The following is a 26,985-nucleotide window of genomic DNA, read 5'->3' as shown; positions in this document are numbered from 1 at the left end:
TCAGGGCCGGGCCGGCTCCAGGGCCAGCAGCTCGCCCGCCAGCGACCGCAACTCGTCGGCCTCGTCGATGGCCTCCAGCCACCGCTCGGGGAGCGCGCTCGCGCCGAAACGGGCGCCCGCGACGGCCCCCGTCACGGCACCGACGGTGTCGGCGTCGTCGCCCATGTTGACCGCCCGGACGATGGCCGTCTCGGCATCGGGGGCGGTGAGACCGTGGTAGAGCCCCGTCTCCAGCGTGTCGAGGACGTAGCCCGACGCCGAGAGGTCCTCGGGGTCGGGGCCGCCGTCGCCCTCGACCGCGCGCTTGATTCCGGCGACGACCTCGCGGACCGCGTCCCCCTCGTTGATGGAGAGCACCACGCCGTTGGCCGCCAGCGCCGGGTCGTCGCCGGCTACCAGCCCCGAGAGCACGATGTTCAGTGCCGCACAGCCCCACGCACAGCGCGGGTCGGCGTGCGTGATCGCCGAGGACTCGCGGCTCACCTCGACGAGGCGCCCGTCGAGGTGGTACGCCAGCGCGTGTGGCGCACAGCGCATCAGACTCCCGTTCCCGGCGTTGCTTCCCTCCGACCGCCGCTCCCAGACCGCCTGTCCGGCCTCGCCGGGTGGTGTCCCGTCCCGGAGTTCGTCGATGGCGTCCCGGGTCATCAGGCCCACGTCGAACGGGCCGGCGTCGAGCCAGGCGACGAACCGCTCGGCCACGTCGTCGGGGTCGAACCCGTCGCGGGCGACGAGGCTCCGCGCGATGCACAGCGCCATCTCCGTGTCGTCGGTCACGGTCCCGGCGGGCTGGCCGTGGGTGCCGTGGCCGAGCATCTCGGTCACGCGGCCGTGCTCGGCCTGGATGCTGGCCGGCGTCTCGAACTCGACGGGGCGGCCCAGCGCGTCCCCGCATGCCAGGCCCAGCAGGGCTCCCGCGGCGCGGTCGGTCGTCGCGTCGTCCGGGTCGGCGTCGCTCATGCCCAGGACGTGGGGTCGTCACCGCAAAAACAACAGGGGGCGCCTCAGTCCGCCACGCGGCTCAGACGCCGAGGCCGTCGCTCTCCGGGTCCACCCGGTCCTCGATCCCCTCTTCCAGCCCGTCCTGGAGGTAGGCGGCCGCGCAGTCGGTGCCACAGAAGGTGCAACCGAACGTCATGTGGGCGTGGTGGTGGTTCACTTCGATCCACTCACCACCCGAGGCAACCGACTCGCCGCACCGGTCACACTGTTCCATCACCGTCCGGTAGGGGCCCACGGGGCCTGTATCTTGCCCCCGGACGGCCGCCGGGCCGTTCCTCACTGGTGGGACAGTTTATTAGCGGGTAGTTACTACCCCGGCGTACGTCGGTTCGGTCGCTCTGTGGGGGGCACCGGCTCCCGGGGCCGGACGACGGGGTCATCGATATGCAGCTCACGTCAGTGTTCGCCGACGACGAGGCAGTATCACCGGTCATCGGGGTCATCCTGATGGTCGCGATCACGGTCATCCTGGCGGCCGTCATCGGAACGTTCGTGCTGGGACTCGGGGACGGGGTGTCGAACACGTCGCCGTCCGCGAGTTTCAACTTCGAGTACAAGACTTCCGGCTCGCCGGTCTGTTCTGATCTTGTAGATGATGGTGGGTCGAATTGGGTCGAGATTTCACACACTAGTGGTGACGAGATTCCTGCCGACCAGGTAACGATTAGCGACGGCGGGGGTAACGCCCCTACCTGGAACGACTGTGCAGACCCTGACGTGACCGATATCACCGCGGGGAACACAGCCGAGGTGGGACTGGACCCTGATGACAAAATCCGCATCCTCTGGTCCAAGGACGACGACTCGGCCACGCTCACAATCTGGGGCGGTCCCGACGCCTGACGCCGCCCCGCCGAAACGGTTCTAACGCCCGCCCGCCAATCCCCGCTGTGACCTGCGAGGAGCCGGACTGCGACCGCGAGGCGGCGGTGCGCCTGCGCATCCCCTGGGACGCCGACCGCGAGGTCTGCACGGCCCACGCCCGCGGACTGGCCACGCAGGACGGGGTCGTCGCCGAACCCATCGAGGGGGCCGAGGACGAGTGGCCCTGACCGGCGCCCGGCCGGCCGTTTCGGGTACAGATTTAAGTCGTCGCCCGGTATGCTACCAACCGACAATGGCCATCGATCCGCAGTTCGAGGACACACGCGAAGTCGTCGAGGAACACAACGGGCACGACGTATGGGGTCCGGTGGACGAGCCCGAGACGCTGGGCATCCACGGGACCCACGTCGCGGTCGACTTCGACATCTGCCTCGCCGACGGTGCCTGTCTCGAGGACTGCCCGGTCGACGTGTTCGAGTGGGTCGACACACCGGGACATCCGGAGAGCGAGATCAAGGCCGACCCCGCTGAGGAGGCCTCCTGCATCGACTGCATGATCTGCGTCGACGTCTGCCCCGTCGACGCCATCGACGTCGACCCCAGCCGCGAGGGACGGAGCTAGTCGGCCCTCTCCTCTCGCTCTTCCTCTGACCGCAGCGTGCGCGGCGAGCGCAGCGTGCGCGGCGTGCGACATCCCCTCCGACGAGGGGCCACCGCTGGCACCCACAACGATTACGGCCCGGTGTGGTGTGTGGACGTGGACTCGTTCCGGCAAGAACCACCGGACGGCGGCGGAACGAGGACATGAAAATATCCGGATAGCTCTGCCGCCACCATCGCTTCTTGCCCGTCAATTCGGGCGCATCGAACCGCTGACCGACACTGCCGCCGTCCAGCGAAATTCGCGTATAGTTAATATTTTGACATGATAAAGAGCTATTAGTGCTCCGCGGGTGGCTCACGTCGAAGGTGATTTGAGACCGATGCACATGGTAGTTCTGACCAAAGGGGTTCCCGACTTCCGGGAGGGCCAGGTCTCGTTCGACGAGGACGGCCACCTGGAGCGCGGGAAGACCCCGACGGTGATGAATCCGAACGACAAGCACGCCCTCCGGGGGGCGCTCCAGACGAAGGTGCGCCACGGCGGGGACGTGAGCGTGATGAGCATGGGCCCGCCGGGCTACAAGGAGGTCCTGCAGGAGGCGATGGAGTCCGTGTACGCCGACGAACTCTATCTGCTGAGCGACCGCGAGATGGCCGCGGCCGACACGTGGGCGACGGCCATCACCCTGACGACGGGGCTGGAGAAGCTGGAGCAGGAGCCGGACCTGCTGTTCGCGGGCTTCAAGACCGCCGACGGGGAGACCGGCCACACCGGCCCACAGACCGCGTGGGGACTGGACATCCCGATGGTCACCCACGTCGTCGCGCTCGACGTCGACGAGGAGGCCGGGACCGTCCGCGCCAAGCGGCTGGTCGAGGGCGACATCGAGGAGATCGAGACCGTCGAGGCGCCGATGCCGGCGCTCATCGTGATGGACCCCGAGTTCGAGCCCTCCTACCGCACAGCGGGTGCGCGGCTCACCCACAAGGACCTCCGCGCGGACACGCAGGAGCGGGCGCCCGACTACGAGGACCACCTCACCGTCTGGGACCACCAGGCGCTGAACCTCGACCCGGACTTCATCGGGCTGGACGGCTCGCCGACCATCGTCGAGTCCGTCGACCCGATCCCGAAGCCGCCCGCGGAGCGCGAGGCCACGATGGTCGACGCCGACGACGCCGAGGGGATGGAATCGGTCCTCGAGGAACTGCAGCCCCACGCCGCCGGGGCCAGCGAGGCGGCGGGTGATTGACCATGCCTGAATTCGACCCCGGCGACCACGACATCTCCGAGATCGGCCCGAAGGTCCAGGCCATCGACGACCCCGACGAACTGCGCGAAATCCTCGAGGCCGAGGAGGCCGGGGAGGACCGACCGCCGGTCAAGCAGGTCATCGAGAGCCGCATCGAGAAACTCGAGGCGGAGGACGAGGACGACGACGAGGGACTCGTCGACCTGACGGATATGTCCACCGCGGAGGCGGCCAACGCCATCCGCGGCATCGACGACCCCGACGAACTGCGCGAGCTGCTCGAGAAGGAGGAGGCAGGTGAGGACCGCGGCGGCGTCAAGACACAGATCCAGAACCGCCTCGACTCGGTGACGGAGGACGAGGATGCCGACGAGGGCGAGGCCGAGGAGGAGCCGAAGACGCCCGAGGAGCGCCACCCCGACCTCGACCACCCGACCGCGGACAAGCGCCACGTCCGCGCGGTCGAGGACGGCGACTATCGGGATATGTGGGTCTACTGCGAGACCCAGCAGGGCGAACTCATCGACGTCTCGAAGGAGATGCTGGGGAAGGCCCGGCAGCTCATGGACGACTACAACGACGAGTACGACGCCGACGAGAAGGTCATCGCGTTCGTCATCGGCGAGGATATCGCCGAACAGGCCGAACTCGCCATCGAGTACGGCGCCGACGTGGCGCTGTACCAGGAGGGCCCGCGGCTCGACCGCTTCCTCCACAAGCCCTACACCGAGATCTTCGTCGACGCCGCGCGCGGCACCGGCCACCCGTTCGGTCGCGAGGACCGCCCCGACGTGGAGTGGCACGGCTACGACGAGCCGCGCTACGTCCTCTTCCCGGCGACGAACAACGGGCGCGACCTCTCGGCGACCGTGCAGGCCGAACTCGACTCCGGGCTCGCCTCGGACTGTTCGGACCTCCACATCACGGACGTACTCATCTCGAACCCCGCGAAGACGGGTGAGCCGGGGACGAAGAAGGAGTTCGAGCGCGTGCTGCACATGAAGCGCCCGGACTTCTCGGGCTTCGAGTACTCGACCATCCTCTGTCTGGACAAACCGGACCGCGAGTTCCACCCGCAGGGTGGCTCCGTCATCCCGGGCTCGTTCGACCTGCCCGACCCCGACCCCGAGCGCGAGGGCGAGGTGGTCGAGTGGGAGGCGCCGCTCGAGGACGACTGGTTCTCGGTCGAGGTGACCGACCACGACCAGCTCGATGAGGGTGTCGACCTCACCGGCCGCGAGGTCATCGTCGCGATGGGGCGTGGCATCGGTGACGACCCGAGCAAGGGCATCGAACTCGGCCTCGACCTGGCCGACGCGTTCGAGGACGCCGACCTCGGGCTGTCGCGGGGGGTCATCACGGCCTCCTACCAGTTCGAGGGCCACGTCGAGCAGTACATCACGGAGGAACGCCAGATCGGCGAGTCCGGGCAGGTGGTCGAGCCGCCCATCTACATCGCCGTCGGCATCTCCGGCGCCGTCCAGCACAAGGTCGGCATGGACGAGTCGGACACCATCATCAGCATCAACACGGACCCGGAGGCCGACATCGTGGACTTCTCGGACTACTTCATCCAGGGCGACCTCTTCGAGGTCCTGCCCGCTATGACGGAGGCGCTGGAATCGGGCGAACTGGACATCGGTGCCGTCGCCGAGGCCGGAGGTGCGACCGATGACTGAGAGCGCCGTCGACACCGACGAGTACGAGCACTACGAGGCGCTCGTGGTCGGCTGTGGGCCGGGCGGCGCGGCCGCCGCGGCCAAACTCGCCGAGGAGGGCGTGGAGACGCTCGTCCTCGAGCGCGGCGTCGAGGCCGGCGCGAAGAACGTCTCCGGCGGCCTCATCTACGCCGAGGAGTCCGCGCCCTACACCATCGACGACCTGTTCCCCGACTTCCGCGAGGAGGCCGCCGAGCGGCCCATCACGGAGTACCACATCCACAACATCGCCGGGGAGAAGGTCAAGTCGCTGGACATCACGGACCTCCACGAGCACGACACGGAGTGGTCCGACGCCGTCCTCAGGCGGACGATGGACTCGTGGCTCGAGCGGCGGGTCCACGAGAAGACCCGCGAGGCCGGCGGCGGCGTCCTCACGGACGTCCGGGTCAACGGCCTGCTCCGTGACGGCGGCGAGATCGTCGGCGTCACCTGCGACGAGATCGAGCCCATCACGGCCGACCTCATCGTCGCGGCCGACGGCGTCAACTCCGAACTCGCCCGCGACGCCGGCCTCATGGACTGGGACGAACCCGACGAGTGGTTCCAGGGCGTCAAGGCCGTCGTCGACATGCCCTCGGATGCCATCGCCGACCGGTTCGGTATCGGCGAGGGCGAGGGGGTCGCGCATCTGTTCTCGGGGAACATCTTCGAGAACGTCCGTGGCGGCGGGTTCCTCTACACCAACCAGGACACCCTCTCCATCGGGACGGTGTTCCACCTCGACAGCCTCGTCGCAGAGGAGGCCGAGCCCCACCAGCTCCTGGACGCGTTGCTCACGCACCCGCTGCTGGCGGACTGGCTCGGCGACGACTACGACGAGGTGGAGTACTCCGCCAAACTCGTCCCCGACTCGAAGAAGGTGGCCCACAAGTCGCCCCATCGCGACCGGCTCGTCCTCGTCGGCGACGCCGGCGGCCAGATGCAGGCGCAGGGCCCCGTCATCAAGGGGATGAACCACGCCGTGACGGCGGGCGCGCTCGCGGCCGAGGCGTTCGTCGACGCGAAGCGTGCGGGTCGACCACACGACGCCGGCGAGCGGTACACGGAGAAGCTGGAGGAGTCGGGCACGATGCAGAAGCTCCGGCCCGAGGCCTACGAGACCATCGCGCCGCTGGCGGAGAACGAGACGGCGACCCGGCTGGCCGAATCGCTCGTCGAGTCACCCGTCGGCCGCCTCGGCATCCGCGCGCTGGGCACCTCGGGGCTCGAGCGGATGTTCTCCAACCCGACCATCCTCAAGCTGATGCCCGACACGAAGGTACCGTACGTGACGGTGCCGACGGTCATCGCGGAGGAGCTCGGCGGCGAGGTCCACGCCACCAGCCACGTCGAGCCGCCGGAGCTGGACGACCGCATCGGCGACCTGACCTACGACGTCGGGGAGCCCCACATCCAGGTGAAGGACAACTCCTGGGCGGCCAGCGGCGCCGCGGTGTCGGCCTGTCCGGTGAGCGCCCGCGACTTCGGCGGCGGCTGCTACCGGGAGGAGACGGTCAAGACGAACGGCCACGAGGAGCGCGTCGTCAGCCTCGACACGCAGCCGTGTGTCGAGTGCGGGACCTGCGCCATCGTCGCCGACACCGACTGGGAGCACCCGGCCGGCGGGAAGGGCGTCGAGTTCAAGCAGGGCTGACCGCCGTCCGGCCGACGACCACCCATCCACCGCATGACCGACCCCTACTACGACCGCATCGCGGACCTCGCCCGGCGCGCCGAGCGCGACCGGGCGGCGTTCGACCCGCCGACCGACCCGCCGGACGAGGAGCGTGCGCTCCACTACCTGCGGGAGGGTGCTGGCCCCGCCATCGCGCTGTACCTCGAGGCCCGGACCGGTGGCGGCGAGCAGGTCCGGTTCGAACGCGACGCGTTCGCGGCGCTCGAGGGTGCGATGAACGACTGGCTGGAGCTGTACGCCTCGTGCCACGGCACCGACATCGACGCCGAGTTCACGGTCCGTGAGGCCGCGGAGATTCTCGTCCGCACCGAGAACGTCCGCCACACGGCCGAGGTGCTGACGAAGGTGCCCGACCGGGAGGCACGGCCGGACGCCGACCCGACCGGGTAGCGACCGTCTGGCGGCGATTCCGTCGAACACGAGGTTTATGCCGACGGGCCGACCAGTGGCCGTCGATGCCCTCCGCCCGCCCACCTCCTGCAGACAGCGAACAGCTCCGCCCGACGCCACCCGACGGGTCGGCGTCCGCCACCGGCTCGCCGACGGTCGCCGTCGCGCACTACCCCGAGGGCGCCGGCCACGCGACCCGGATGCTGGCCATCGCCGACGCGCTGGAGGCCCGTGGTGCCGAGGTGCTGATGGCGGGCGGCGGTGCCGGGTCGCAGTTCGTCGCCCTCAACGGCTACGACGCGTTCGAACCGACCTGCGTCGACTTCATCGACACCGTGCAGGAGGGGACCGTCCGGCAGGTACTGACCGGGAGCCTCCCGGCCTCGGCCGGCCGCATCGCCGACTACATCGACTGGCTGCGGTCCACGGCCCCCGACGCGCTCGTCACCGACGATATGTTCGCGGCGATGGCGGCGCTCCGGGTCGACGTACCGCTGTACGTGTTGAAACACGACATGCCCGGGCTTTACCGGAACCGGCTGGAGCGGGCTGGCGCGGCGTTCCACACGGACCTCCAGGTGGCTGCGGCCCGGGAGTTCTTCTACCCGACGGTGTGGCCCGACGCGGGGCTCGCACCCGCGGACGCGACCCGGGTCCCGCCCGTTGCACTGGAGGGGAGCGGCCGCGAGCGCGAGGCCGCCGACGTGGTGGTCGTGCCGAGCCATTACTCCGAACTCGGCCGGATCGCCGACGCCCTCGAGCGCGAGGGTCACGATGTCATCGACGTTGGCGGCGACGACTGGGAGCCGGTGCCGTCGCTGCTCCCCTACCTCCGCGACGCCGAGGTGGTCGTCTGCTCGGGCTATTCGACGGTGATGGACGCCGCCGTCGCCGGCACGCCCTGTGTCGTCCACCCGGCGACCGACGAGCAGGAGGCCGTCGCCGATCGCCTCCGTGGCGAGGCGGCCACGGGCTTTGCCGTCGCAGAGGGGCCGCTGGACGTACTGGAGGCGGTCGCCGACCCGCCGGCGCCCCCGGCACACGAGAACGGTGCTGCACGGGTCGCCGCGACCGTGCTGGACGACCTCGGCGGGGCGACGGCCGCGGCAGGCGACGTGGGCCCCACCGGGGAGGTCGAGAGCGGGACTGGAACCGGCAGCACGCGGGCGGGGCAGCAAGTGTCGACCCCCGACCGGCTCCCGTCGGGCGCACGCCGGGGGCCGTGGAGTGTACGCCGAGCGGTCCGGGCCTCGGTCGACGGTGCGCGTCGGGTGGTCGGGACGACGGGGCGGACGGCCGTCACCGCGGCGACCGCTGCCCGGTCGGTCGCCCGGAGTACCCGCCGGTACGCGCTCGCTATCGGCGTGTTCCTGGCCTCCATCGCCGTCTTCACCGGCTGGCACCTCCGCCGGACCGGCGACGCGACGACGCGGGTCGTCGGCACCCTCGCGAGCGCTCTCGGCTCCACGGCCCGCCGGGTCTGGACCGCGCTGGCCACGGGCCGGCGCGTGCTCGAACGGGCAGCTGTGGTGGTCGCGAGCGGTGCGGCCCGGTCGGGACGGGCACTCCGGGACGCGGTCGCAGACACCAGTCGGAGGTGAGTCCCGCTCGGGCGGGCGCTCGTCCAGCTCGCCCATCACCGACGGGTCGCGCGCGCGGTGCTCGACGTGACCGTTCTCCGGATCACTCCCGCCGACCCGCAGGAGGAGACCACCACGGAGAGCCGTCAGTACGCCGCCTTCGTCGCAGTTCCGGCAAAAAACGTTAAGTAGTGTGTAACGGTACCACTCGTCATGCAGTTCAGTGACGACCTGGAGTTCGACCACCGGGACCGCAAGGACATCTACGACTACATCGAGCGCAACGGACGGGTCGATTACGACGAGGCGATGGCCGCGCTGAACATGGACGAGACGGCGTTCGGTCACCACGTCGCCATCCTCCGCCGGGACGGCGTGGTCGAGCGCGACGAGGACGAACTGCGGCTGGCGTTCGAGGACGCCGAGGTGGAGATCCACTCCGCCGACGACGTGGAGTTCACCATCCGGCAGGCCCACGAGGACGACCTCGACGGGCTGGTCGAGGCGATCCGGACGGCGCTCGCCGACCGGACGTACATCGTCGGCGAGACCGTCGCCGACACCGTCGACCACGAGGACGTCCTGCTCCGGCACAACGAGGTCCAGTCGCGGGTGTTCTTCGTCGCGACCGTCGAGGGGGAGGTCGTCGGCTGGGTCAACCTCGACCACCCGGAGGTCGACAGCCTCGACCACACCGCCGAACTCACCGTCGGCGTGGTTCCGGAGTACCGCGGTCACACCATCGGGAGCGAACTGATGGAGCGGGCCTACGACTGGGCCCGAGACAACGGCTACGAGAAGCTGTACAACTCCGTCCCGGCGACCAACGAGCGCGGCATGGAGTGGCTCGAGGAGCACGGCTGGGAGACCGAAGCCGTCCGCGAGCGCCACTACCGCATCGAAGACGAGTACGTCGACGAGGTGATGATGGCGGTCTGGCCGTAGGAACCCGACAGCCCCCGCTCGGCGGTCGCACTGGGGGCGGCCGAGCGTGTTCGCGTGTCAGTCGCTGCTGCGCGAGCGGATGCACCCACAGCTCGCCTGTCACCCGGTATCCGTGCTCGGGACCGCCCGGTGGATCGAATCGGTCAGTGCAGACTCCAGCCCTGCCTGCCTGAAGCTCGGCGCGGCGTTGCAGTCGACGGCGTAGCGGCGGCCATCCGCCTCGATGACGTCGACGCCTATCGCCTCCGTATCCGCCAGCGACAGCAGCTGTGCCATCCGGTCGACGTCCCGGTCGGGTGTCGACTCGTGATCCAGGACCCGCTTCTCCCCGAACAGCTTCGACGAGCAGACGACGGTGGCGGCGTGGAGCGCCCGGCCGTCGTCGACGAGGTAGCACTTGCGGTCGCGGCCGTCGGTGTCCAGCAGTGGCTGGTAGAAGCCGCCGCTCCCGCCGATCTCCGGGTCCCCGTCCCAGCTGAACAGTGGCTTGGCGACGTACGGCCCCTCGGGTGGCTCGAAGGTCACCGGGGGGACGCGGAAGCCAACCGCCGACAGCGCCTCCAGCATCACCAGCCGCGAGGCGAGGATGGTCGTCGACAGCAGGCCGTTCCAGGTGGCGACCCCGGCGCGTTCGGCCGCTTTCAGCGCCCGCACCGACGCGGGACGGACCTTCTTGCAGACCAGGAGCGACAGCTCCTCGATTGCCGACCGGGGCAGCTCGCGCTCGGGTTCGAAGTAGGTCACCTGGTGCCCCCGACGGTCCAGGCGACGGCCGACCGTCTCGAACACGTGGTGATGCGGGCGGCAGATGATCCCGACCCGCGAGCCGTCGCCGGAGGCCATACCCGTTCGGCGTCGGGTCGACATAAATCATCCCTGGCTCTCGGTCGCGGGGCGGCGCCGGTCCCCGAACGGGAGCCGTCCCGGTGACCCGGTGGCGGGGAGCGACGGCGAGGCCGACGGTTCCGTCGGCAGCCCGCGCAGGTCCCGCCGGTGACGGACACGACCGGCCGGCGTCCCCCAGTTCCCGCCGCCAGGGGACATCTCGCCGCAACGAGAACTATGTCGCTGGCGTCGGTGGCGGGGCGCATGCGCGCATACCGGGCGAAGATGGTGGAGTCGATCCGGCTCCCCGACCGCGAGGAGCGCGAGGCCGCTCTCGACGCTGCGGGGCACAACGTCTTCAATCTCGATTCGGACGCGGTGTACGTCGACCTCCTGACCGACAGCGGCACCGGGACGATGAGCGACGCCCAGTGGGCGGCCATGATGCAGGGCGACGAGGCCTACGCCGGGAGCGGGAGCTTCACGGACCTCGAAGCGGCCGCGAGCGACGTGCTCGGCTTCGACCGCATCGTCCCCGCTCACCAGGGCCGGGGCGCCGAGAACGTCCTCTACGGGAGCCTCGTCGAGCCGGGCGATGTCGTCCCCAACAACACCCACTTCGACACGACCCGTGCCCACGTCGTCGAGCAGGGCGGCGAGCCGGTCGACTGCCCGGTCGAGGGCGCGCTCGATCCGGGCGCGAGCGGCGACTTCCTCGGGAACTTCGACGTGGAGCGGGCCCGCGCCGTCGTCGACGAGGTCGGCGCCGACCGCGTCCCGGCGGTCGTCGTCACGCTCACCAACAACTCCGCCGCCGGCCAGCCCGTCTCCGTCGCGAACGTCCGTGCCGTGCGCGAGTTCTGCGACGAGATCGGCGCCACGTTCGTCCTCGACGCCTGCCGCTTCGCCGAGAACGCCCACTTCGTCCGCGAGCGCGAGCCCGAGTTCGCCGACAGCACGGTCGCCGCGGTCGCCCGCGAACAGCTGTCGTACGCCGATGCCTGCATCGTGAGCGCGAAGAAGGACGGCCTCGCCAACGTCGGCGGCTTCGTCGGCATCCGGGACGCCCCGGCGTTCGACGACCTCTTCGAGCGCGCGAAGCAGCGCGCCATCCTCTACGAGGGGTTCACCACCTACGGCGGGATGGCGGGCCGGGACCTCGCGGCGGTCGCCGTGGGCCTCCGCGAGGCCGTCACGGATGCGTACATCACCGACCGCGTCGAGCAGGTCCGGTGGCTCGGTGAGCGCCTCGACGAGGCCGGCGTCCCGGTCGTCAGGCCCGTCGGCGGGCACGCGGTGTACGTCGATGCCGGGGCGATGTGCCCCCACCTCCGGAGCGAGGAGTTCCCGGGACAGGCCGTGGTCTGTGACCTCTACCGCGAGGGCGGGGTCCGCGGGGTCGAACTCGGCGAGTTCGCGTTCCCGGGCGCCGACCGGCCGGACCTCGTCCGGCTGGCGATTCCCCGGCGGACGTACGCTCGCGACCACCTCGAACACGTCGTCGAGACGGCGGCCGCGGTGGCGGACCACGCCGACGACCTCCCGGGCTACGAGGTCGTCAGCGAGCCGCCGATGGCAGAGCTGCGACACTTCTCGGCGGACCTCCGACCCCTGGCCCCGAGCCCGGGTTCGGAGGAGTGATGTCCTGGCTGCCCGGAACGGCCCGAGCGTTCTGGTCGGTGCTCCCCCCCGAGAGGCCCGATCTCCGCGTCGTGCGCGATGACGAACTTCTGGGCTACTCCCGGCGACCACCCTCGTTAACATATAGCATTTTCTATATAAGTTTTAAGTCGGGGTGCGGAAATTTCCATACGCATGTCGACAACTATCAAGCGGATCCTGACGACACTGGAAGAGCGACGAGCACTGGCATTCACCATCGCGGGGGTGGTCTTCGCCGCCGACCTCGCCATCCTGCTGTTCAACCTCTCGGCGGGGACCGAGAACCAGTTCATGGACCTCGGGCAGGCGTTCATCGGGACGGCGTGGACCGCTGGGTTCCTCGGGTTACTCGGGTTCTATCCGAGTCTCTCCGACCGGAGCCGCTGGCTCACACGCATCGGTGCGTTCTTCTCGGTCCTCGGGTTCGTCGCGATGGTCGTCATGGCGGTGGTCTCCTTCAGCGTGTTCGGCGGCCTCCTCGGCGGCAGCCTCGAACCCTACGTCCCGCTGTTCCTGCCGGGCGTCTTCCTCGGCATCGTCTTCGGGTTCGGGCTGTTCGGAGTCGCGGCCCTCCGGTCGGGGACCTACACGGCCCCGTGGGCGGGTTCTTGCTGCTGCTCGTCTGCACCTTCCTGTTCAATCTCGGAACGGGTATCGTGGAGGTGCTCCCCTACCTCCCGAAGGTCATCGGTGTCGTCACGGTCCTTGTCGTGACGAACCTGGTGCTGGGCTACGTGCTCCGAAGCGGGCGCGGGGAACCGGCGACCACCGACGCGGGTGCGCCCGACTCGGTCGCGTGACCGAACACTCGCCGGACTGCGGGCGTTCGACAGGACTGCTCGCGGCCAGGGGCCCACGCTCGGCGGGTAGACGGCGCTACGTGTCGGCCACGTGGGTCTCCAGGCCAGCCACGGTCGGGTCGAACATCTCCGTCACTCCCCGGTCCTGCTGGGTCTCCGGCCGCCACTCCTCGGGCGTGAGAACGCCACCCAGTTCGTGGACGGAGGCGGTGTCGACACCACGGTACTGACACACCGCCCAGATGGCCGCGGATTCCATGTCCAGCGTGACGACGCCGTCGTCGCCGTACGCGCTGATCTCGGGGACCGTCTCGCGGTAGAAGGCGCTCGTCGTCCACGTCGTCCCCCGCGGTGTGTCGAAGCCCGCCTCCGAGAGGCGCTCGTCCAGGCCGTCGACGAGCGACGCCGTCGGCGTCACCGACTCCCCGTCGGGGATGTAGTGGTAGGAGACCCCCTCGTCCCTGATGGCGTCGGTGGGGAGGATGGCCGCGTCCGATGGGATGTCCGTCTGCAGTCCCGCGGCACCACCCAGCAGGACGACGACCTCGGCACCCGCTGCGATGACGTTCTCGGTGACCATCGCCGAGATCGGCGCCCCGGTTCCCCACTCGTGGACGGGGACGTACCCGACCGTCTCCGTCACCGGGTAGAGGCGCTGTGACCGGACGATCTGGACTGGAGAGTCGGCCCGGGGTTCGACGAACTCCGTGAGTTTCGGCTGGTAGCCGAGGATCACGGCCCGGGGAACGTCCGGCAGTTCCTCACGCCCCATCCCGACCACCTCCTCCGGTGAGAAGGCTGCGTCCGCGTCGTACTTGTCCCCGTAGTTGGGAATCACGACTCCGCGTTCGGTTCGTCCCGCCAAAACCCTTCTCCGCCCTCGTGAGACGGATTCGAGGCGACCTGCGACACCTGCGACCCGGAGGCGGCACACGGAACGTACCCGAAGAGGGCGACTGTATCAACCAGGGATGGTTCCAGCGGAGCCGGTAATGCCGGACTCCACCACCCCGACATGGACAGGTTCCGGAACACCCGCCAGCCCGACTGGAACTGGTGTGGGGCGGCTCTGGCCGACACCCGGGGCGACGGAGGCCGCCGTGCTGGACGCGGCCGACCTCACCCTCGTCGAGCAGGTCGAGCTACCGCCGTACCACTACGCGCTCGGCTTCGAGCGGTAGTCCCGCGGCAGACCCCCGCGCGCTCGACGTGCGTCGACCCGGCGTGATGTGGTTGCTGATGTACTGTTGGCAGTATATCTACGAAATTGTGTAAATACGAGATGTAAATAGATTATATATTATATGTGTGGCACCAGTCCCCTGAAAGCTTATCCCGTCGTCGGTGGGTGCCACACGTACACGCATGAACCGCGAACGCGTCCTGGCGGTCGCCGCCGCCGGGGTGGTCGTGGTCGCCCTCCTTTCGGCCGCCGTGGTCCCCGGCGCCATCGCGGACCCCTCGGCGGACGAACCGGAGCGACCCGGTCCCCTCCGCGCCGTCGACATGCCCATCACGGCCGGGCAGGTCAGCGGGGAGACCGCCACCCTCCAGGTGACACCGTACCTCCGCCACGACGGCCCGACGACCCCGAACGTCTCCGTCGTCTTCCGCGCGATAGACACCGAGTCCGGGCTCGTGGAGACGACCCGTCGCGTCGAGGTCGGCGACGTCGACACCGACGGCGAGCGCCCAGTCTCGACGAACCTGACCGTCGAGCGCGAGGGCGGCTACCGCATCGAGGCCGTCGTCTACACCGGCGACCGGCGCATCGACACCGCCCGGCGAACGGTGTCGGGCCTATCGGCCCTGACACCTGCATACGCCCGGAGCACCGTCGAGTTCACCGACGAGGACGCACTGCCGGCGCTCTCCGTGGGCGTCGAGGAGGCGGGCGAGGACCGGACCACCCTCCGCGTGGCCCCGTCGCTCGTCAACCGTGGCGACACCGCTCCCGACGGCCTGCGGGTCGAGCTGACGCTCCGGCAGGCCGAGTCCAACGTGGTCGCGGCCCGCGCGGCCGTCGATGTCGGCACCATCCAGCCCGGCCGGACGGCCTCGCCCGCGACGACCGTCTCGGTCCCCGCGGAGTACAACTACTACGTCGACGCCGTGCTGTACCGGGACGGCGTGGTGGTCGACACGGCCCGCGGCGTCGTGAACCTCGACCCGACCGAGACCATCTCGGTCAACGAGACGCGCCGGGAGGTCGGGTTCGAGGCCGGCGACTTCGAGAGCGACCGCGGGGGTGGCAGTGGCGGCGCGCCTCCCGGGACGGGGACCCCCGTCTCCGGCGGCCAGCCCGGTTTCGGCGCGGGCCTGGCCGTCGTCGCCCTGCTCGGGGCCGCCCTGCTGGCTCGGAGGTGGTCGCGATGAGCGACGACCCCGCTCCCGAGCAGGCCACCGAGTCAGCGACGGATACCGACGCCGAACCGCCAGCGAACGACAGCCCCGACCCAGCCATGTCCACCGACACGACCGACACGACCGCCCGGACCGAGCCGCCCGCGGACGACCCGCCCACGGACGACACCGACGAGGAGGGCCGTGACCTCGTCAGATACGCCCGCTACGCGCTGCTGGGCGGGCTGACGCTGCTCGCGCTGGTGGCGACGCTCCGGTTCTACTTCGCCGCCTCGAACGCCATCGACATCTGGGTCGCCCGGCAGTACCGACCCCTGTTCCAGGCCGCGTTCAACCTCGTGGTGCTCCTGCTGGCGGCCATCGGCATCTCGTGGGAGGTCCGGAAGGTGGCGGCCTGAGCGGCGCTCGTGCTGTCCGGTCGCGTCGAGAGAAGTATGCCCGGGGCGGGCTCCGAACCCGCGATCTCCGCATGTCTCAGGTGGAGGCAGGCAGCCTCCGACACGCGGGGTGCCGCTCGTGGTGTTACCCTATGAGTGCGGCGCTATGTCCAACTAAGCCACCCGGGCGCAGTCTCTCGTAGCCGGGACGGCCTCTTGAACGTTCTTGTTCGCCGGGACGCCAGCCGCGGCCGAGCGGTGGTCCGTGCCGTCGTCGGTCGGGTGTCACCCCCGGATTTATGCCGGGTCCGGGGCACCCACGGGCATGGACGTCCCGGACCTCGTGACCGATGCACTGAACGGGGAGTCGGTACTCGCGTCGGTGAACACCGGCGGCGAGGACGGCGTCTTCGTCACGCCGGAGCGGACGCTCGTCTACAAGGGGGACGGCCTGCTGAGCGACGAGTCGGTCGCGGCACACGCCCACGGGTTCGACCGGCTGGAGCTCTCCTCGGGGCGGCGTCGGACCGCCTTCGAACTCCACTACTACGACCACGAGGAGTCGTTCGCGGTCGGCTCGAACTACGCCCAGGAGGTCGTCGAGACCGTGCTGGCGGCCCACCTGCGCGCGACGGGCGCGCTCTCCGACGACGAGCAGGTCCGCGGGGTGTTCCGCTTCAACGAACTCACGGTCGTCGTGGGAACGCAGCGCCTCCTCAAGCACGTCGGCGGGGCGGTCTGGTCCGAGGACTACGAGGCCCACCCCTACGCCGACCTGACCCGCCTCGACTTCGAGGAGGGGAGCCACGCGATGCAGGTCGTCGTCGCGGTCGAGGGCCGGCCCGAGCGCATCAAGGTGCCCAACGACCGCGCGCCGACGGTCCGACGGACCATCGAGGAGGCCGTCCTGGCGTTCCACGACGTCGACTCCCTGGAGGCCCTCAACGAGGCCATCGCTCCCGAGGAGGTCGAGGAGCGGTCGGGCCCGGACTACGCCGACAGCGGCATCGACTCCCTCATCGGTGAGGATCGCGAGACGACTGACGAGCCGCCGACCGACGACGGCCCCCTCCCCAGCACGGACGAGCCACCGACCGACACCGGGGCCGAGGGCGATGCCGGCGCCGATGTCGACGACGAGTCCACCCCCGAGGGGTTCGTCTCGGCGAGCGACAAGGAGGTCCTCGAACGGCTCGAGACCCTGGAGCGGAAGGTCGACGAGCAGACCGACCTCATCGAGCGCCAGCAGGAGACCATCGAGCAGCTGGTCGACGAGCTCCGGCGCGGCCGCTGAGTATCCGCTCGCCGTCGTCGAAGCGACCCGCTCAGTCGCGGCGTCCGGTGACCTTCCTGATGCACGAGGAGCCGAACGGCCCCAGTTCGCCGGCCTCCAGCCGGATGAAGTGGCCCACGGAGAGGGACTTGCCGCAGCGCTCGCACTCGTAGTCGCCGCTGCGCTCGATCACCTCGCTCTCGAACGCGAGGAAGCGCCCGCCCGTCGGCTTCACGGCGTCGCCCTCGCGTTCGATGACGCCGCGCTTCTCGGCCGCCTCGATGATGGCCCGCGTCGTCGCAGGATGGGTCGTGACCGTCTCGATGCGGTCGACCAGCTCCGCCAGCGACAGCTCGGCGTGCTCCAGCCGCTCCAGCAGCTGGACACCCAACTCGACCGGGTGCTCCTCGTCGCGGGCGTTGTCACTGCCGCCGCCCGTTCCGGCGGTCCCGGCCCCGTTCCGGCGGTCCCGCGCCATACTCGAGACGGGGCCGGCGAGACCGAAAACCTGTCGCCGGGCGCTGGTGCCGCCAGCGGCCGCCGGAGCCCTGGCTCCTCCCGGCCCGAATTCTAGACGAACTCTAGTCGGTGTCCGAACGGAGGGCGGACGGACCCTGAAAAAGGGGTTTAGCGGTGGACGACCGCTCTCCGGTAATGAATCACCGAACCATCACGACGGCGGTCCGCGAGCGGTGGGTCGCGGCCCTCGTCGCATTCGCGGCCGGTGCCGCGGCGGTAGCCGGGTCGTACGCGGCCGCCGGCTTCACCCCGGCGTACGTGGTCGCCCCGGTCGAGAGCGTCCTCGCGCGCTACATCCCGGGGGCGTTCATCACGTTCGCCATCGTGGTGCTGGGCGACCTGGGGAAGCAACTGAGCCTCATCGGCGCGACGGTCCTGAGTATGGTCGTCCTCGGCACGCTCGCGGGGCTCGGGCGCGCCGTCGCCGAGGAGGCGGGTCTCCCCCCGCTGGCCGGGCCGTTTGCCGGCATCCCGGTCTGGGGGGCGACCGCCGCGCTGACCGGGCGGCCGGTGCTGTCGCTGGGCGCGGGGCTGGCCGCGGCACTGCTCGTCAGCATCGCGGGGCTCGCTGGCCGGGCGACCCGGTCGGATGCGACCTCGCCCGGGCGACGACGGGTGGTCGGCAGTCTGGCGAGTCTCGCCGGGCTGGGCGCGGCCGGGTGGTACCTGGGGAACCGTCGCACGCCCTCGGACGAGCCGCCGGCCCCGCCGACGCCCGTCCCCGGACAGGACGGCGGGAGCGACAGCGGCGGGTCGGGGGGCGCGGCCGCGGACGCCGAGACGCCGGGACCGACCGAGACGGAGATGCTGCTCGCCGAGGCCGAGGCGAAGAGCTTCGACGTCGCCGGGCTGGAGCCGCTGGTGAGCGACGAGTTCTACACCGTCGACATCAGCTCCATCGACCCGCAGGTGAAGGCCCAGGACTGGTCGCTCTCGGTCACGGGCGCGGTCCCGGAGGAGACGAGTTTCGACTACCGCGACATCATCGGACGGGAGTCGACGCTGGAGTTCTCGACGCTCCGCTGTGTCGGCGAGCGGCTCAACGGCAAGAAGACCGACAACGCCCTCTGGGAGGGGGTCCGCGTCGGCGACCTGCTCGAGGAGGCGAACGTCCCGGACCGCTGCTGCGTGATGGCCCGGGGCGCCGACAGCTTCTTCGAGGAGTTCCCCGTCGCGGCGCTCCGGGAGGCGCTCCTCGTCTACCGGATGAACGGGGACCTGCTGCCCCGCGCCCACGGCTACCCCGCGCGGCTCGTCGTTCCGGGCCACTGGGGCGAGATCCACGTCAAGTGGGTCGACGAACTCGAGATTCTCGACGAGCCCGCGAAGGGCTACTGGGAGAAGAAGGGCTGGCACGGCACCGGCCCGGTCAACACGGTCGCGAAGCTGTACACCGTCAACGACGTGGCGGGCGGCCGCAAGCAGGTCGCCGGCCACGCGTACGCGGGGACGCGGGGCATCCGGACCGTCGAGGTGTCGACCGACGGCGGCGAGACCTGGAACGAGGCCGAGCTGACCGAGGAGCTGCCGGGGCGCGCCGTGTGGCGCCAGTGGAAGTACGAGTACGACCCGCCGGGTGGCAGCCACGAGGTGGTCGTCCGGGCGGTCGACGGCGAGGGCACGCTCCAGCCGGAGAAGAACAGCGGCCCCTACCCCAGCGGCCCGAGTGGCTGGGTCTCGGAGACGATCCGGTGATGGAGGAGTCACTGTGGTACCTGCTGGCCGGGACGCGCGGCAGCGAGAACCGCGCGCGCATCGTCCGGACGCTCGACGAGCAGCCCCGCAACGCCAACCGTCTGTCCGAGGCGCTCGGACTGGACTACAACACCGTCCGCCACCACCTCGACACGCTCTGCGAGCACGACGTCGTCGTCCAGGGGAGCGAGGGATACGGCGCGGTCTATCGCCTCACCGACGAGTTCGAGGCACACCGCGACACGTACGAACGGGTCCTCGCGACCGTCCCCTACGCGGAGCCCGTTCCCGAGGCCGGTGACGCCGGCGGGGAGGCGGAGTGATGGCCACCGCGCTCCCACCGGTCCTCGCCGCGATGCCGTCGATGGCACCGTGGCTCCTCGCCGCGACCGGCATCTCGGTCCTCAACGTGATCATGCTGGGTGCCCTGACGACCGTCTGGCTCCGGAACTACCGGACCTTCCGGACCCCGATGACCGCCGGCCTCGCCGCGTTCGGCGCGCTCCTGCTGACGGAGAACCTCGTCGCGGTCTACTTCTACGTCTCCACCCGGATGCTCTACTCCGGCGACGCGCTCGCCCAGCAGACCGTCGTCGTCCTGCGGGTGCTGGAACTCCTGGCGGTGGTGTTCCTGACGTACGTGACGCTGCAGTAGCGTGGGGCCGACTGCCGGGTGCACTCGAACGGATTCGACCGACCACGTCCACAGCCCCACTCAGTCCATCACCGGGTCGTCCGTCCCACGTTCGTGGACCCGGATCGTCGAGATCCGGGTCCCGTCGACGCTCGTCACCTCGACGACGTGCCCAGCGACCTCGACACGGTCGCCACGTTCCGGCGCGCGATTGAGGTGTTCGAGTACCAGCCCACCGATCGTGTCTACCTCGTCGCTCGTGAACGCCGTCGCGAGCGTGTCGTTGACCTTCGACAACGGGACGCCGCCGTCGATGTCGTACCCCTCGTCGTCACGCTGACGGATCGAGGGTTCACGCTCGTCCAGGTCGAACTCGTCCCGGAGGTCCCCGACGAGCGCCTCGACGACGTCTTCGACCGTTGCGATCCCCTCGAATGCCCCCCACTCGTCGATGACCGCAGCCATCTGCTGTTCGTCTTCCCTGAACTGTCTCAGGAGATCGCTGAGTGCCATCGTCTCCGGGGCGATGATGATCTCGCGGGCGATATCGGCGACCAACTCGGCGTCCCCACCCTCCACCTCGGCCCGTAGCACGTCCTTGACGTCGACGAACCCGGTCACCTGGTCGTCGTCGTCGAGAACCGGATAGCGCGTGTGGCCAGCCTCGAGGATGACCGACTGGAGGTCGGAGAGCGAGGCATCCGCCGGGACGCTCACCACGTCCGGTCGCGGAACCATGACCTCCCGCACGACGGTGTCGTCGAGATCGAACACCCGCTCGATCATCTTCACCTCCGCAACATCGATGTCGCCCTCCTCGCCGGATCGAGTCAGTACACGAAGGAGTTCCCGCTCGCCGAGCGTCTCGTCCGTCTCGGACGCGGGGGGCACGCCGAGGGCCCGCGTGAACGCGTTGGCAGCCCCGTTGAAGACGACGATTCCGGGGTAGAGGATGTAATAGAAGAGCTTCATCGGCGGAGCGAGGAACAGGGAGAGTCGCTCGGTCTGGGCGATCGCGAGCGTCTTCGGTGCGAGTTCACCGAAGACGACGTGGAGGAACGTGACGATACTGAAGCCGACCGCGAAGGCGACGAGGTGGATGAGGTTCGCGGGGAGAACGGGTGCCAGCACGGGCTCGATGAGCGACGCGACGGCGGGTTCGCCGACCCACCCCAGCCCGAGCGAGGCGATGGTGATGCCGAGTTGCGTCGTCGCGAGGTAGTCGTCGAGGTCCACCATCACCTCCTGGAGCGTCCCCGCACCGGGGCGACCCTCCGCGGCGAGCTGTTCGACCGATGTCCCCCGAATCCGCACGAAGGCGAACTCCGCAGCGACGAAGAACCCGTTGAGGACCACGAGCGCGAGCGCGAGCGCGATCTGCGCCAGCGAGAGCGCGACGTCTACCATCGCTGGAAGCGACAGCTGTTCGATCGTCGGGTGTCCATACCCCCGCTTCTCCCTCCATCTACTAAAGTGATTTAAACCGGTTTCGAGGACAGGTTGCTGCTGTCGGTCTCGGACCGGTGCTGCAGATCCCCTGGGGGACTGTCCGCCCCACCTTCCCTCCTGCGGCGTGCACTCAGCACCGTCCGGACGAACCTGCGATGGGCCATCGAACATCTCCAGTTCACCCGCTCCATCCAGCAGGTCGCCCGTGACAGCACGTTCGGTGATCGCTCCGAGCGGCACCCCTCCTCGGCCCCACCGACCGACACGTCGGTCGGTCAGAAGACGTATATCCGACCTTGCATACATCCCGGCCGTGCAGCGCGCGACCCGACGACAGCTGTTCGGGGCGGCCCTCTTCGGGGGTGTGGTCCTCGCGGCCGCCCTGCTCGCGTCGCCCGACCGGGCCGTCGCCGAACTCCACGCGCTCGCGGCCCGGCCGCTCCTGTTCGCGCCGGCGCTGCTGGCAGCCTACCTGCTCCGTCCCCTCGTCGCGTGGCCCATCAGCGCGCTCTCCATCCTGCTCGGGTTCCTCTACGGGCCCGTCGCTATCCCGGTCGCGCTCGTGGGCGCGGTCGTGACGTGTACGCCCGCGTACCTGCTCGCACGCTGGACGGGTGACGACGGATTGCTCGCCCGTGCGGGCGACTCCGGCCAGCGCTTCTTCGCGGCCACGGGCGACGTGCGCGGCCTGACCGGGTTGCGGCTGATGCCGCTCCCGCCCGACCCCGTCTCCTACGGCGCGGGCCTGTCGGGGCTCTCGGCCGGCCGGTTCGTCCTCGGGACGGCGCTGGGCGAGTTCCCGTGGGTCGTCGCCGGGGTCCTGCTGGGGGCCTCGCTCGACCGCCTGACCGTCGAAGGCGTCGGTGCCGGCCTCCCGCTCGTGGTGGGGCTCGCGGCGCTCGCGGTACTGGTGCTGGGCGGGCCGCTCTACCGGCGCTGGCGGGAGGGCCGTGGCTCGCCGCTGGAGTGAGTCACCGGAACGGGTCCGAACAGTCGATTATCGGCCCGTGCTGCGGGCAGACGTACTTGCAGTGGCGCCTGTAGAGGTCCGTCTCGCACATCGGACAGGTCGGCGGCCCGCTCATACCCTCGCTTCGGCGGCCCGGCACCTCAATCCGACGACCGGACGGCGCGCCGGTCAGGTCGCCCCCCGGTACGACCGGTAGACCACCCAGCCGTAGACGACGCCGAATCCGACCAGGAACGCGACCGTCCCGATGGCGAACTGGACGAGCGACTGCGGGTCGGGGTTGCCGAACGTGGCCTGGAGCGCGACGCTGACCAGGGAGGCGACCACGATGGCCAGGGCCAGCATCAGGATGCTGTTGATGGAGGTGTCAGGGAATTTGGACATTCGTCGTCCCGGGGTACCGATGCTCGGGGGAAGTGTCTTTCCCCGCCTCCACGTTGCGTTCACGCGCGACGTGGCGGCGGACGGCTCCGCGCCAGCTTCACGCGCCCCGGTGTCGGGGCGGCGGGCCGCCCGCTGCCGGACGGGTGTCAGCACCGCTCAGTACGTGTTTATCTCCTCGGCGCGCGAACTGAGGGTATGTTCCTGCAATCGTTCGGCATCCCGGAGAGCACGCTCATCCTCGTGTTCATGTTCGGGATCGTCCTCGTCGGCATCGTGCTGGCCGCCCTCGCGATGTACGCCGAGTACCGCAAGGAGATGGCGTTGGTCGAGAGCGGCCAGTACCCCGTCGAGCACGAGCGTAGCGACGGCCGCGCCTGGGTGCTCGCCGCCGGGCTCCTCCTGCTGGGCTTCGGCGTCGGCAGCATCGTCGACGGCCTCGCGGTCGGTGCGACGGGACTCCCGGGCGCGATTCCGGCGTTCGTCGGCCTCGCCGCGCTGGCGTACTACTTTGTCCGGCGCCGCGAGGACCGCCGCGGGAGCGGCGACGGCCGCGCGAATGCCGAGTGAGTCGCGAGCGCGATACTGCTCTCTTCTCTCGGCAATTATCTGAAAACGAGGGAAATATCTGAGGAATTTCTCCGATTTTGTCTCTATTCCGTCAGCACTCGGACCAGCCGCAGGACTCGCAGGTCTTGCAGCCCTCCGAGAAGTACAGCGTCATGCCGCCACAGTCGGGGCACTCGGGGCTCTCGCCGGCCTCGATGAGCGACTGGGTGTCGCCCTGGTCGGCCGCGCGAGCGCCCGCGCCGCCGTCCGTCTCCGGTTCGGGCGTCGGCGGCTCGGGCTCCTCGGTCGTCGCCGGGCTCGAGGTCGAGGCGTCGGGGTCGACGGCCTCGTCCAGGCTGGTCTGTTTGGGGTAGGGCTTGTCGATCTCGTCCTCGATGTACCGGTTGAGCGCCGTCCCGATGGCGTCCGGGATGGAGTTGATCTGCTCGCCCTTGTCCCAGGCGACCTTCGGGGAGCGCGTCCCGCGGAGCTCGTCGACGATCTCCTCGGGGTCCACGCCGGCGCGCAGGCCGGTCGAGATGACCTTGCCAAGCGCCTCCGTGAAGGAGTTGGTGTAGCCGCCGGAGTGGCCGATGTTGGCGAAGACCTCGAACGGCTGGCCCGTCTCGGGGTCCTCGTTGATGGTGACGTAGAGCTTGCCGTAGCCGGTCTTCACGCGCTGGCTGACGCCGTGGAGCGTGTCCGGCCGGGCCTGCAGCTCGCCCATCCGGAGGTCGCTGCCGCCCGCGTCCTCCAGCAGGGCCGCGACGTCGGCCTCTGCCTGGGCGCGGACCTCCTCGTTGTCGAGGAAGGCCTCCAGCCCGCCGAACGCCTCGTCGACCTGTTCGAGGATGGCCGCGGCGGCCTCGGACTCGTCCATGTCGGAGAACTCGGCGTTCTGCGAGCGGGTCGTGAGGACCTGCTTCGAGCGGGTCCCGTCGCGGTAGACGGTGACGCCCTTCCCGCCGTTCTCGTAGATGTAGCGGTACACCTCGTCCATGTCCTCCTTGGTGGCGGTGTTGGGGAAGTTGCAGGTCTTCGAGATGGCCGAGTCCACGCCGTCCTGACAGGCACACTGGACGCCGGCGTGGTCCTTGCCGGAGAGGTCCGAGGTGACGACGAACAGCTCGCCGATGGCCGTCGGCACGGTGTCGAGGCCCTCGACGCCGTCGAACTCGTTGGCGGCCATCTGCTCTTTGGCCTCCTCCTTCACCGCGTCGACGTCGATGTCGTTGGCCTCCAGGGTCCGGAGGAAGTAGTCGTCGAACTCGACGAGCATCTCGTCGCCCTGCACGTCGTCGGAGACGTTCTTGTAGTAGGCGACGTTGTAGATGGGCTCACACCCGCCGGTGGTGTTGCCGACCATCGAGGTCGTGCCGGTCGGGGCGATGGTCGTCGTGTTGTGGTTCCGGATGGGGAACCCGTCTTCCCACTCGTCGGCGTCGAGCCCGGTGTGGTGCTCGAACCAGTCGCGGTACTCGGTGGGATTCGCGTACTTCGAGTTCTCCCACTCGTCGAAGGCGCCACGCTCCTCGGCGAGCTTGTGGCTGGCCCACTTCGAGTCGTGGTTGATCTTCATCATGACCTGCCGGGCGATCTCGTTGGCCTCCTCGCTGCCGTAGCGCACACCCAGCTGGATGTACAGCTGGGCCAGGCCCATGATGCCCAGGCCGATCTTCCGCATCTCCCGGACCTTCTCCTCGATCTCCGGGACCGGGAAGTCCGACATCGTGACGACGTTCTCGAGGAAGCGCGTGCCGAGCTCGATGCGGCGCTCGAACTCGCCGATGTCGAGCGCCTGGTCGAGGAACGCCTCGACGGAGTCCTCCAGGCTCTCGCCGTCGGGACGGTTCGCGCGGAAGACCCGCCAGTCGGGTGCCTCGTGGGCCGCGAGCGTCGAGAGGTTGATGTGCCCGAGGTTGCAGGCCTCGTACTCCTCGAGGGGCTGCTCGCCGCACGGATTGGTGGCGAGGATACGGTGGTCCGGGTGCTCCTCGACGTCGAACGAGTGCTGCTTGTTGACCCGTTCGAGGTAGATGACGCCCGGCTCGCCGTTCTGGTGTGCGCCGTCGACGATGCGGTCCCAGATGAGCTGCGGGTCGATGGTCAGCTCCTCGCCCGGCTCGACGTGCTCGCCGAGCCCGTAGCGTCCGTACATCTCCTTCGTCTCCTCGGTGGCGATGTGGGGCTCGCCCGTCCGGGGGTTGGTGAAGGTGAACTCCTCGCCGTTCTGCAGGGCCTCCATGAAGTCGTCGGTGATGCCGACGGAGATGTTGAAGTTCGAGAGGTGGCCCTCGACGGCGTTCCGGAGGTGCTTGGGCACCTTCCCCTCGTCGTCGATGAGTTCGCGGGCCTCCGCGAGTGCGTCCGAGAAGTCGGTGTGCGTGTAGTCGTCGGGGTCGTTGAGCCGCAGGGTGTGGGCCAGCGAGACGTCCTTGTTCTTCGCGTGGAGGAACTCGATGACGTCGGGATGCGAGACGCGCATCACGCCCATCTGGGCGCCGCGCCGGGCACCGCCCTGGGCGATGGTCTCGCACATCTGGTCGAACGTCTCCATGAACGTCATCGGGCCGCTGGCGATGCCGCCGGTCGAGCCGACCGGGTCGCCGTACGGCCGGAGCTGCCAGAAGGCATAGCCCATGCCGCCGCCGGACTGGAAGACCTCGGCGGCCTCCTTCGCGGTCTGGTGGATGTCGGTCAGGTCGTCGCCGGGCGAGTCGACGAAACAGGCCGAGAGCTGCTGGAGCTCGTCGCCGGCGTTCATCAGCGTCGGCGAGTTGGGGATGAAGGAGAGCTGCTCCATCAGGTCCTGGAACTCGTCGGCGGTCGACTCGACGTGGCGCTGGACCTCGTCCGGGAGCTCCGGGACGAGCGTCTCGTATGCGAACTTGTTGACGTTGTGGATGTCCAGCGTCGTCTCCGCGTCGTCCTCGGCGGTGGTGCCCTCCCCGAACACCTCGGCGGCGAGTTCGTCACGGCGCGGGTGGTCCGGCTTCAGCAGATCCGGCGTGACCGTCACCTCGATATCCCGGCGCTCGGCCTCGAAGACGGCCTCGGCGAGCGCGATGTTGTTGGCGACGCGCTCGAAGAGGTCCTCCTGCTCCTCGACGAAGTTCCCGTCGGCGTCCTTCTTGAGATAGCGTGCCGGCAGGATGTTGTGGTAGGCGTTCCCCGTGAGCCGCTCCTCCATCGTGTCCCCCTCGGTCCGCTTGATCGGGAGCTCGACCTCGTCGGCGTCGAAATCGGGTGTCTCCGCGCTCATCGCTGCCGCCCCCCTGCTCGTACGAGAGTGAGATCCGGATGGTGTGTCATAGTGGTGTGTTGTCGCTCCCTACCGAATAACCCTCGGTAGCGCGGGCGTCTGTCGGATGTCTGACGTTGGACTGTCGGCACTGTCCCAACTGTACGTGGTGGGTTCGCGCGGGTGTCCGCGCGGCACGACCTGTTGTGACTGGCCCTGCGTTAATAACCGTGGGCATACCGAAGTGAAAGT

29 protein-coding genes and 1 tRNA gene are annotated in these 26,985 nt (G+C 69.5%); 20 read left to right on the top strand and 10 right to left on the bottom strand.

The features are described 5' to 3' along the window. Both P2T62_RS17115 and P2T62_RS17110 read right to left on the bottom strand, forming a co-directional pair. Window positions 1–960, bottom strand: a complete 960-nt coding sequence (locus P2T62_RS17115) for an ADP-ribosylglycohydrolase family protein (protein WP_276258229.1) — start codon at window positions 958–960, stop codon at window positions 1–3. A gap of 61 nt (window positions 961–1,021) precedes the next feature. Continuing rightward, window positions 1,022–1,216, bottom strand: coding sequence for a hypothetical protein (locus tag P2T62_RS17110; protein ID WP_276258228.1), 195 nt, complete (start codon window positions 1,214–1,216; stop codon window positions 1,022–1,024). Between the two features lie 170 nt (window positions 1,217–1,386). Here P2T62_RS17110 and P2T62_RS17105 point away from each other — a divergent pair, with 170 nt between their 5' ends. From P2T62_RS17105 to P2T62_RS17065, 9 genes are all read left to right on the top strand, one after another. Then, complete coding sequence (locus P2T62_RS17105) at window positions 1,387–1,845, top strand: type IV pilin N-terminal domain-containing protein (protein WP_276258227.1); 459 nt, start codon at window positions 1,387–1,389, stop codon at window positions 1,843–1,845. A 47-nt stretch (window positions 1,846–1,892) separates the two neighbouring features. Then, window positions 1,893–2,054 (top strand): DUF8014 family protein, encoded by a 162-nt coding sequence (locus tag P2T62_RS17100; protein WP_276258226.1) that lies wholly within the window; start codon window positions 1,893–1,895, stop codon window positions 2,052–2,054. A 65-nt stretch (window positions 2,055–2,119) separates the two neighbouring features. After that, complete coding sequence (locus P2T62_RS17095) at window positions 2,120–2,449, top strand: 4Fe-4S dicluster domain-containing protein (RefSeq protein WP_276258225.1); 330 nt, start codon at window positions 2,120–2,122, stop codon at window positions 2,447–2,449. A gap of 361 nt (window positions 2,450–2,810) precedes the next feature. Then, on the top strand, window positions 2,811–3,683 hold the full coding sequence (locus tag P2T62_RS17090; protein WP_276258224.1) for an electron transfer flavoprotein subunit beta/FixA family protein: 873 nt from the start codon (window positions 2,811–2,813) through the stop codon (window positions 3,681–3,683). A gap of 2 nt (window positions 3,684–3,685) precedes the next feature. Further along, window positions 3,686–5,362, top strand: coding sequence for an electron transfer flavoprotein subunit alpha/FixB family protein (locus P2T62_RS17085; RefSeq protein ID WP_276258223.1), 1,677 nt, complete (start codon window positions 3,686–3,688; stop codon window positions 5,360–5,362). Continuing rightward, window positions 5,355–7,037, top strand: coding sequence for an FAD-dependent monooxygenase (locus P2T62_RS17080; protein WP_276258222.1), 1,683 nt, complete (start codon window positions 5,355–5,357; stop codon window positions 7,035–7,037). The genes P2T62_RS17085 and P2T62_RS17080 overlap by 8 nt, the downstream gene beginning before the upstream one ends. A 33-nt stretch (window positions 7,038–7,070) precedes the next feature. Continuing rightward, window positions 7,071–7,469 (top strand): DUF8055 family protein, encoded by a 399-nt coding sequence (locus P2T62_RS17075; RefSeq protein ID WP_276258221.1) that lies wholly within the window; start codon window positions 7,071–7,073, stop codon window positions 7,467–7,469. Between the two features lie 65 nt (window positions 7,470–7,534). Then, window positions 7,535–9,070 (top strand): hypothetical protein, encoded by a 1,536-nt coding sequence (locus P2T62_RS17070; RefSeq protein WP_276258220.1) that lies wholly within the window; start codon window positions 7,535–7,537, stop codon window positions 9,068–9,070. 192 nt (window positions 9,071–9,262) lie between these two features. Further along, the gene (locus P2T62_RS17065) at window positions 9,263–9,994 is read left to right on the top strand and encodes a GNAT family N-acetyltransferase (protein ID WP_276258219.1); all 732 of its coding nucleotides are present in this window, start codon (window positions 9,263–9,265) and stop codon (window positions 9,992–9,994) included. A gap of 99 nt (window positions 9,995–10,093) precedes the next feature. On the opposite strand, the gene P2T62_RS17060 is transcribed toward P2T62_RS17065, so the two are convergent. Then, window positions 10,094–10,837 (bottom strand): ATP-grasp domain-containing protein, encoded by a 744-nt coding sequence (locus P2T62_RS17060; protein WP_276258218.1) that lies wholly within the window; start codon window positions 10,835–10,837, stop codon window positions 10,094–10,096. Window positions 10,838–11,083: 246 nt separating this feature from the next. Here P2T62_RS17060 and P2T62_RS17055 point away from each other — a divergent pair, with 246 nt between their 5' ends. Next, window positions 11,084–12,460 (top strand): tryptophanase, encoded by a 1,377-nt coding sequence (locus tag P2T62_RS17055; protein WP_276258217.1) that lies wholly within the window; start codon window positions 11,084–11,086, stop codon window positions 12,458–12,460. A 174-nt stretch (window positions 12,461–12,634) separates the two neighbouring features. After that, window positions 12,635–13,195 (top strand): hypothetical protein, encoded by a 561-nt coding sequence (locus P2T62_RS17050; protein ID WP_276258216.1) that lies wholly within the window; start codon window positions 12,635–12,637, stop codon window positions 13,193–13,195. A gap of 162 nt (window positions 13,196–13,357) precedes the next feature. Here the strand turns inward: P2T62_RS17050 and P2T62_RS17045 are convergent, their stop codons facing one another. Next, complete coding sequence (locus tag P2T62_RS17045; protein WP_276258215.1) at window positions 13,358–14,119, bottom strand: nucleoside phosphorylase; 762 nt, start codon at window positions 14,117–14,119, stop codon at window positions 13,358–13,360. Window positions 14,120–14,339: 220 nt separating this feature from the next. On the opposite strand from P2T62_RS17045, the gene P2T62_RS17040 reads away from it, so the two are divergent. From P2T62_RS17040 to P2T62_RS17030, 3 genes are all read left to right on the top strand, one after another. Beyond that, on the top strand, window positions 14,340–14,462 hold the full coding sequence (locus tag P2T62_RS17040; RefSeq protein WP_276258214.1) for a hypothetical protein: 123 nt from the start codon (window positions 14,340–14,342) through the stop codon (window positions 14,460–14,462). Window positions 14,463–14,646: 184 nt separating this feature from the next. Next, the gene (locus tag P2T62_RS17035) at window positions 14,647–15,657 is read left to right on the top strand and encodes a DUF7490 domain-containing protein (protein WP_276258213.1); all 1,011 of its coding nucleotides are present in this window, start codon (window positions 14,647–14,649) and stop codon (window positions 15,655–15,657) included. Then, window positions 15,654–16,043 (top strand): DUF8060 family membrane protein, encoded by a 390-nt coding sequence (locus tag P2T62_RS17030; RefSeq protein ID WP_276258212.1) that lies wholly within the window; start codon window positions 15,654–15,656, stop codon window positions 16,041–16,043. Before P2T62_RS17035 ends, P2T62_RS17030 begins: the two co-directional genes overlap by 4 nt. Window positions 16,044–16,080: 37 nt before the next feature. Here the strand turns inward: P2T62_RS17030 and P2T62_RS17025 are convergent. Beyond that, window positions 16,081–16,211: transfer RNA gene (locus tag P2T62_RS17025), tRNA-Met, on the bottom strand. A gap of 136 nt (window positions 16,212–16,347) precedes the next feature. Here P2T62_RS17025 and P2T62_RS17020 point away from each other — a divergent pair. Further along, on the top strand, window positions 16,348–17,316 hold the full coding sequence (locus P2T62_RS17020) for a DUF7115 domain-containing protein (protein ID WP_276258211.1): 969 nt from the start codon (window positions 16,348–16,350) through the stop codon (window positions 17,314–17,316). Between the two features lie 31 nt (window positions 17,317–17,347). On the opposite strand, the gene P2T62_RS17015 is transcribed toward P2T62_RS17020, so the two are convergent. Further along, window positions 17,348–17,773 (bottom strand): DUF5830 family protein, encoded by a 426-nt coding sequence (locus P2T62_RS17015; protein ID WP_276258210.1) that lies wholly within the window; start codon window positions 17,771–17,773, stop codon window positions 17,348–17,350. A gap of 176 nt (window positions 17,774–17,949) precedes the next feature. On the opposite strand from P2T62_RS17015, the gene P2T62_RS17010 reads away from it, so the two are divergent. The 3 genes from P2T62_RS17010 to P2T62_RS17000 are packed head-to-tail and all read left to right on the top strand — an operon-like array spanning window position 17,950 to window position 20,164. Next, window positions 17,950–19,509 carry a molybdopterin-dependent oxidoreductase gene (locus tag P2T62_RS17010; protein ID WP_276258209.1) on the top strand — a complete coding sequence of 520 codons (1,560 nt, stop codon included), beginning with the start codon at window positions 17,950–17,952 and terminating at the stop codon, window positions 19,507–19,509. Next, entirely contained in the window at window positions 19,509–19,832 is a 324-nt protein-coding gene (locus P2T62_RS17005; RefSeq protein WP_276258208.1) for a winged helix-turn-helix domain-containing protein, read from the top strand. The genes P2T62_RS17010 and P2T62_RS17005 overlap by 1 nt, the downstream gene beginning before the upstream one ends. Beyond that, on the top strand, window positions 19,832–20,164 hold the full coding sequence (locus tag P2T62_RS17000; RefSeq protein ID WP_276258207.1) for a DUF8036 family membrane protein: 333 nt from the start codon (window positions 19,832–19,834) through the stop codon (window positions 20,162–20,164). Before P2T62_RS17005 ends, P2T62_RS17000 begins: the two co-directional genes overlap by 1 nt. A gap of 60 nt (window positions 20,165–20,224) precedes the next feature. Here the strand turns inward: P2T62_RS17000 and P2T62_RS16995 are convergent, their stop codons facing one another. Beyond that, the gene (locus tag P2T62_RS16995; protein ID WP_276258206.1) at window positions 20,225–21,550 is read right to left on the bottom strand and encodes a hemolysin family protein; all 1,326 of its coding nucleotides are present in this window, start codon (window positions 21,548–21,550) and stop codon (window positions 20,225–20,227) included. A 355-nt stretch (window positions 21,551–21,905) separates the two neighbouring features. Between P2T62_RS16995 and P2T62_RS16990 the strand changes: the two genes are divergently transcribed. Further along, entirely contained in the window at window positions 21,906–22,562 is a 657-nt protein-coding gene (locus P2T62_RS16990; RefSeq protein ID WP_276258205.1) for a TVP38/TMEM64 family protein, read from the top strand. Window position 22,563: 1 nt separating this feature from the next. Here P2T62_RS16990 and P2T62_RS23395 read toward each other — a convergent pair whose 3' ends face one another. Together P2T62_RS23395 and P2T62_RS16985 are read right to left on the bottom strand one after the other, a co-directional pair. Beyond that, window positions 22,564–22,707, bottom strand: coding sequence for an HVO_2523 family zinc finger protein (locus tag P2T62_RS23395; RefSeq protein WP_420028459.1), 144 nt, complete (start codon window positions 22,705–22,707; stop codon window positions 22,564–22,566). A 23-nt stretch (window positions 22,708–22,730) separates the two neighbouring features. Continuing rightward, window positions 22,731–22,946, bottom strand: a complete 216-nt coding sequence (locus tag P2T62_RS16985; RefSeq protein WP_276258204.1) for a DUF2627 family protein — start codon at window positions 22,944–22,946, stop codon at window positions 22,731–22,733. A 195-nt stretch (window positions 22,947–23,141) separates the two neighbouring features. Here P2T62_RS16985 and P2T62_RS16980 point away from each other — a divergent pair, with 195 nt between their 5' ends. Further along, the gene (locus P2T62_RS16980; RefSeq protein WP_276258203.1) at window positions 23,142–23,513 is read left to right on the top strand and encodes a DUF6249 domain-containing protein; all 372 of its coding nucleotides are present in this window, start codon (window positions 23,142–23,144) and stop codon (window positions 23,511–23,513) included. Window positions 23,514–23,604: 91 nt separating this feature from the next. Here P2T62_RS16980 and P2T62_RS16975 read toward each other — a convergent pair whose 3' ends face one another. Further along, complete coding sequence (locus tag P2T62_RS16975) at window positions 23,605–26,754, bottom strand: adenosylcobalamin-dependent ribonucleoside-diphosphate reductase (RefSeq protein WP_276258202.1); 3,150 nt, start codon at window positions 26,752–26,754, stop codon at window positions 23,605–23,607. Window positions 26,755–26,985: the final 231 nt, after the last annotated feature.

The organism is Haloglomus litoreum (assembly GCF_029338515.1).
Lineage (GTDB): Archaea > Halobacteriota > Halobacteria > Halobacteriales > Haloarculaceae > Haloglomus > Haloglomus litoreum.
This window is presented reverse-complemented; position numbering and strand designations above follow the sequence as displayed.

What these genes read in the sequence shown, in the direction of transcription:
- P2T62_RS16995 (WP_276258206.1), bottom strand. Translation starts at nt 21,550, where the DNA reads ATGGTAGACGTCGCGCTCTCGCTGGCGCAGATCGCGCTCGCGCTCGCG.
- P2T62_RS17055 (WP_276258217.1), top strand. Translation starts at nt 11,084, where the DNA reads ATGCGCGCATACCGGGCGAAGATGGTGGAGTCGATCCGGCTCCCCGAC.
- P2T62_RS17075 (WP_276258221.1), top strand. Translation starts at nt 7,071, where the DNA reads ATGACCGACCCCTACTACGACCGCATCGCGGACCTCGCCCGGCGCGCC.
- P2T62_RS16980 (WP_276258203.1), top strand. Translation starts at nt 23,142, where the DNA reads ATGTTCCTGCAATCGTTCGGCATCCCGGAGAGCACGCTCATCCTCGTG.
- P2T62_RS17065 (WP_276258219.1), top strand. Translation starts at nt 9,263, where the DNA reads ATGCAGTTCAGTGACGACCTGGAGTTCGACCACCGGGACCGCAAGGAC.
- P2T62_RS17015 (WP_276258210.1), bottom strand. Translation starts at nt 17,773, where the DNA reads ATGGCGCGGGACCGCCGGAACGGGGCCGGGACCGCCGGAACGGGCGGC.
- P2T62_RS17070 (WP_276258220.1), top strand. Translation starts at nt 7,535, where the DNA reads ATGCCCTCCGCCCGCCCACCTCCTGCAGACAGCGAACAGCTCCGCCCG.
- P2T62_RS16975 (WP_276258202.1), bottom strand. Translation starts at nt 26,754, where the DNA reads ATGAGCGCGGAGACACCCGATTTCGACGCCGACGAGGTCGAGCTCCCG.
- P2T62_RS17060 (WP_276258218.1), bottom strand. Translation starts at nt 10,837, where the DNA reads ATGGCCTCCGGCGACGGCTCGCGGGTCGGGATCATCTGCCGCCCGCAT.
- P2T62_RS17105 (WP_276258227.1), top strand. Translation starts at nt 1,387, where the DNA reads ATGCAGCTCACGTCAGTGTTCGCCGACGACGAGGCAGTATCACCGGTC.
- P2T62_RS17035 (WP_276258213.1), top strand. Translation starts at nt 14,647, where the DNA reads ATGAACCGCGAACGCGTCCTGGCGGTCGCCGCCGCCGGGGTGGTCGTG.
- P2T62_RS17020 (WP_276258211.1), top strand. Translation starts at nt 16,348, where the DNA reads ATGGACGTCCCGGACCTCGTGACCGATGCACTGAACGGGGAGTCGGTA.
- P2T62_RS17005 (WP_276258208.1), top strand. Translation starts at nt 19,509, where the DNA reads ATGGAGGAGTCACTGTGGTACCTGCTGGCCGGGACGCGCGGCAGCGAG.
- P2T62_RS17050 (WP_276258216.1), top strand. Translation starts at nt 12,635, where the DNA reads ATGTCGACAACTATCAAGCGGATCCTGACGACACTGGAAGAGCGACGA.
- P2T62_RS17000 (WP_276258207.1), top strand. Translation starts at nt 19,832, where the DNA reads ATGGCCACCGCGCTCCCACCGGTCCTCGCCGCGATGCCGTCGATGGCA.
- P2T62_RS17090 (WP_276258224.1), top strand. Translation starts at nt 2,811, where the DNA reads ATGCACATGGTAGTTCTGACCAAAGGGGTTCCCGACTTCCGGGAGGGC.
- P2T62_RS17085 (WP_276258223.1), top strand. Translation starts at nt 3,686, where the DNA reads ATGCCTGAATTCGACCCCGGCGACCACGACATCTCCGAGATCGGCCCG.
- P2T62_RS16985 (WP_276258204.1), bottom strand. Translation starts at nt 22,946, where the DNA reads ATGTCCAAATTCCCTGACACCTCCATCAACAGCATCCTGATGCTGGCC.
- P2T62_RS17030 (WP_276258212.1), top strand. Translation starts at nt 15,654, where the DNA reads ATGAGCGACGACCCCGCTCCCGAGCAGGCCACCGAGTCAGCGACGGAT.
- P2T62_RS17095 (WP_276258225.1), top strand. Translation starts at nt 2,120, where the DNA reads ATGGCCATCGATCCGCAGTTCGAGGACACACGCGAAGTCGTCGAGGAA.
- P2T62_RS17010 (WP_276258209.1), top strand. Translation starts at nt 17,950, where the DNA reads ATGAATCACCGAACCATCACGACGGCGGTCCGCGAGCGGTGGGTCGCG.
- P2T62_RS17110 (WP_276258228.1), bottom strand. Translation starts at nt 1,216, where the DNA reads ATGGAACAGTGTGACCGGTGCGGCGAGTCGGTTGCCTCGGGTGGTGAG.
- P2T62_RS17080 (WP_276258222.1), top strand. Translation starts at nt 5,355, where the DNA reads ATGACTGAGAGCGCCGTCGACACCGACGAGTACGAGCACTACGAGGCG.
- P2T62_RS17115 (WP_276258229.1), bottom strand. Translation starts at nt 960, where the DNA reads ATGAGCGACGCCGACCCGGACGACGCGACGACCGACCGCGCCGCGGGA.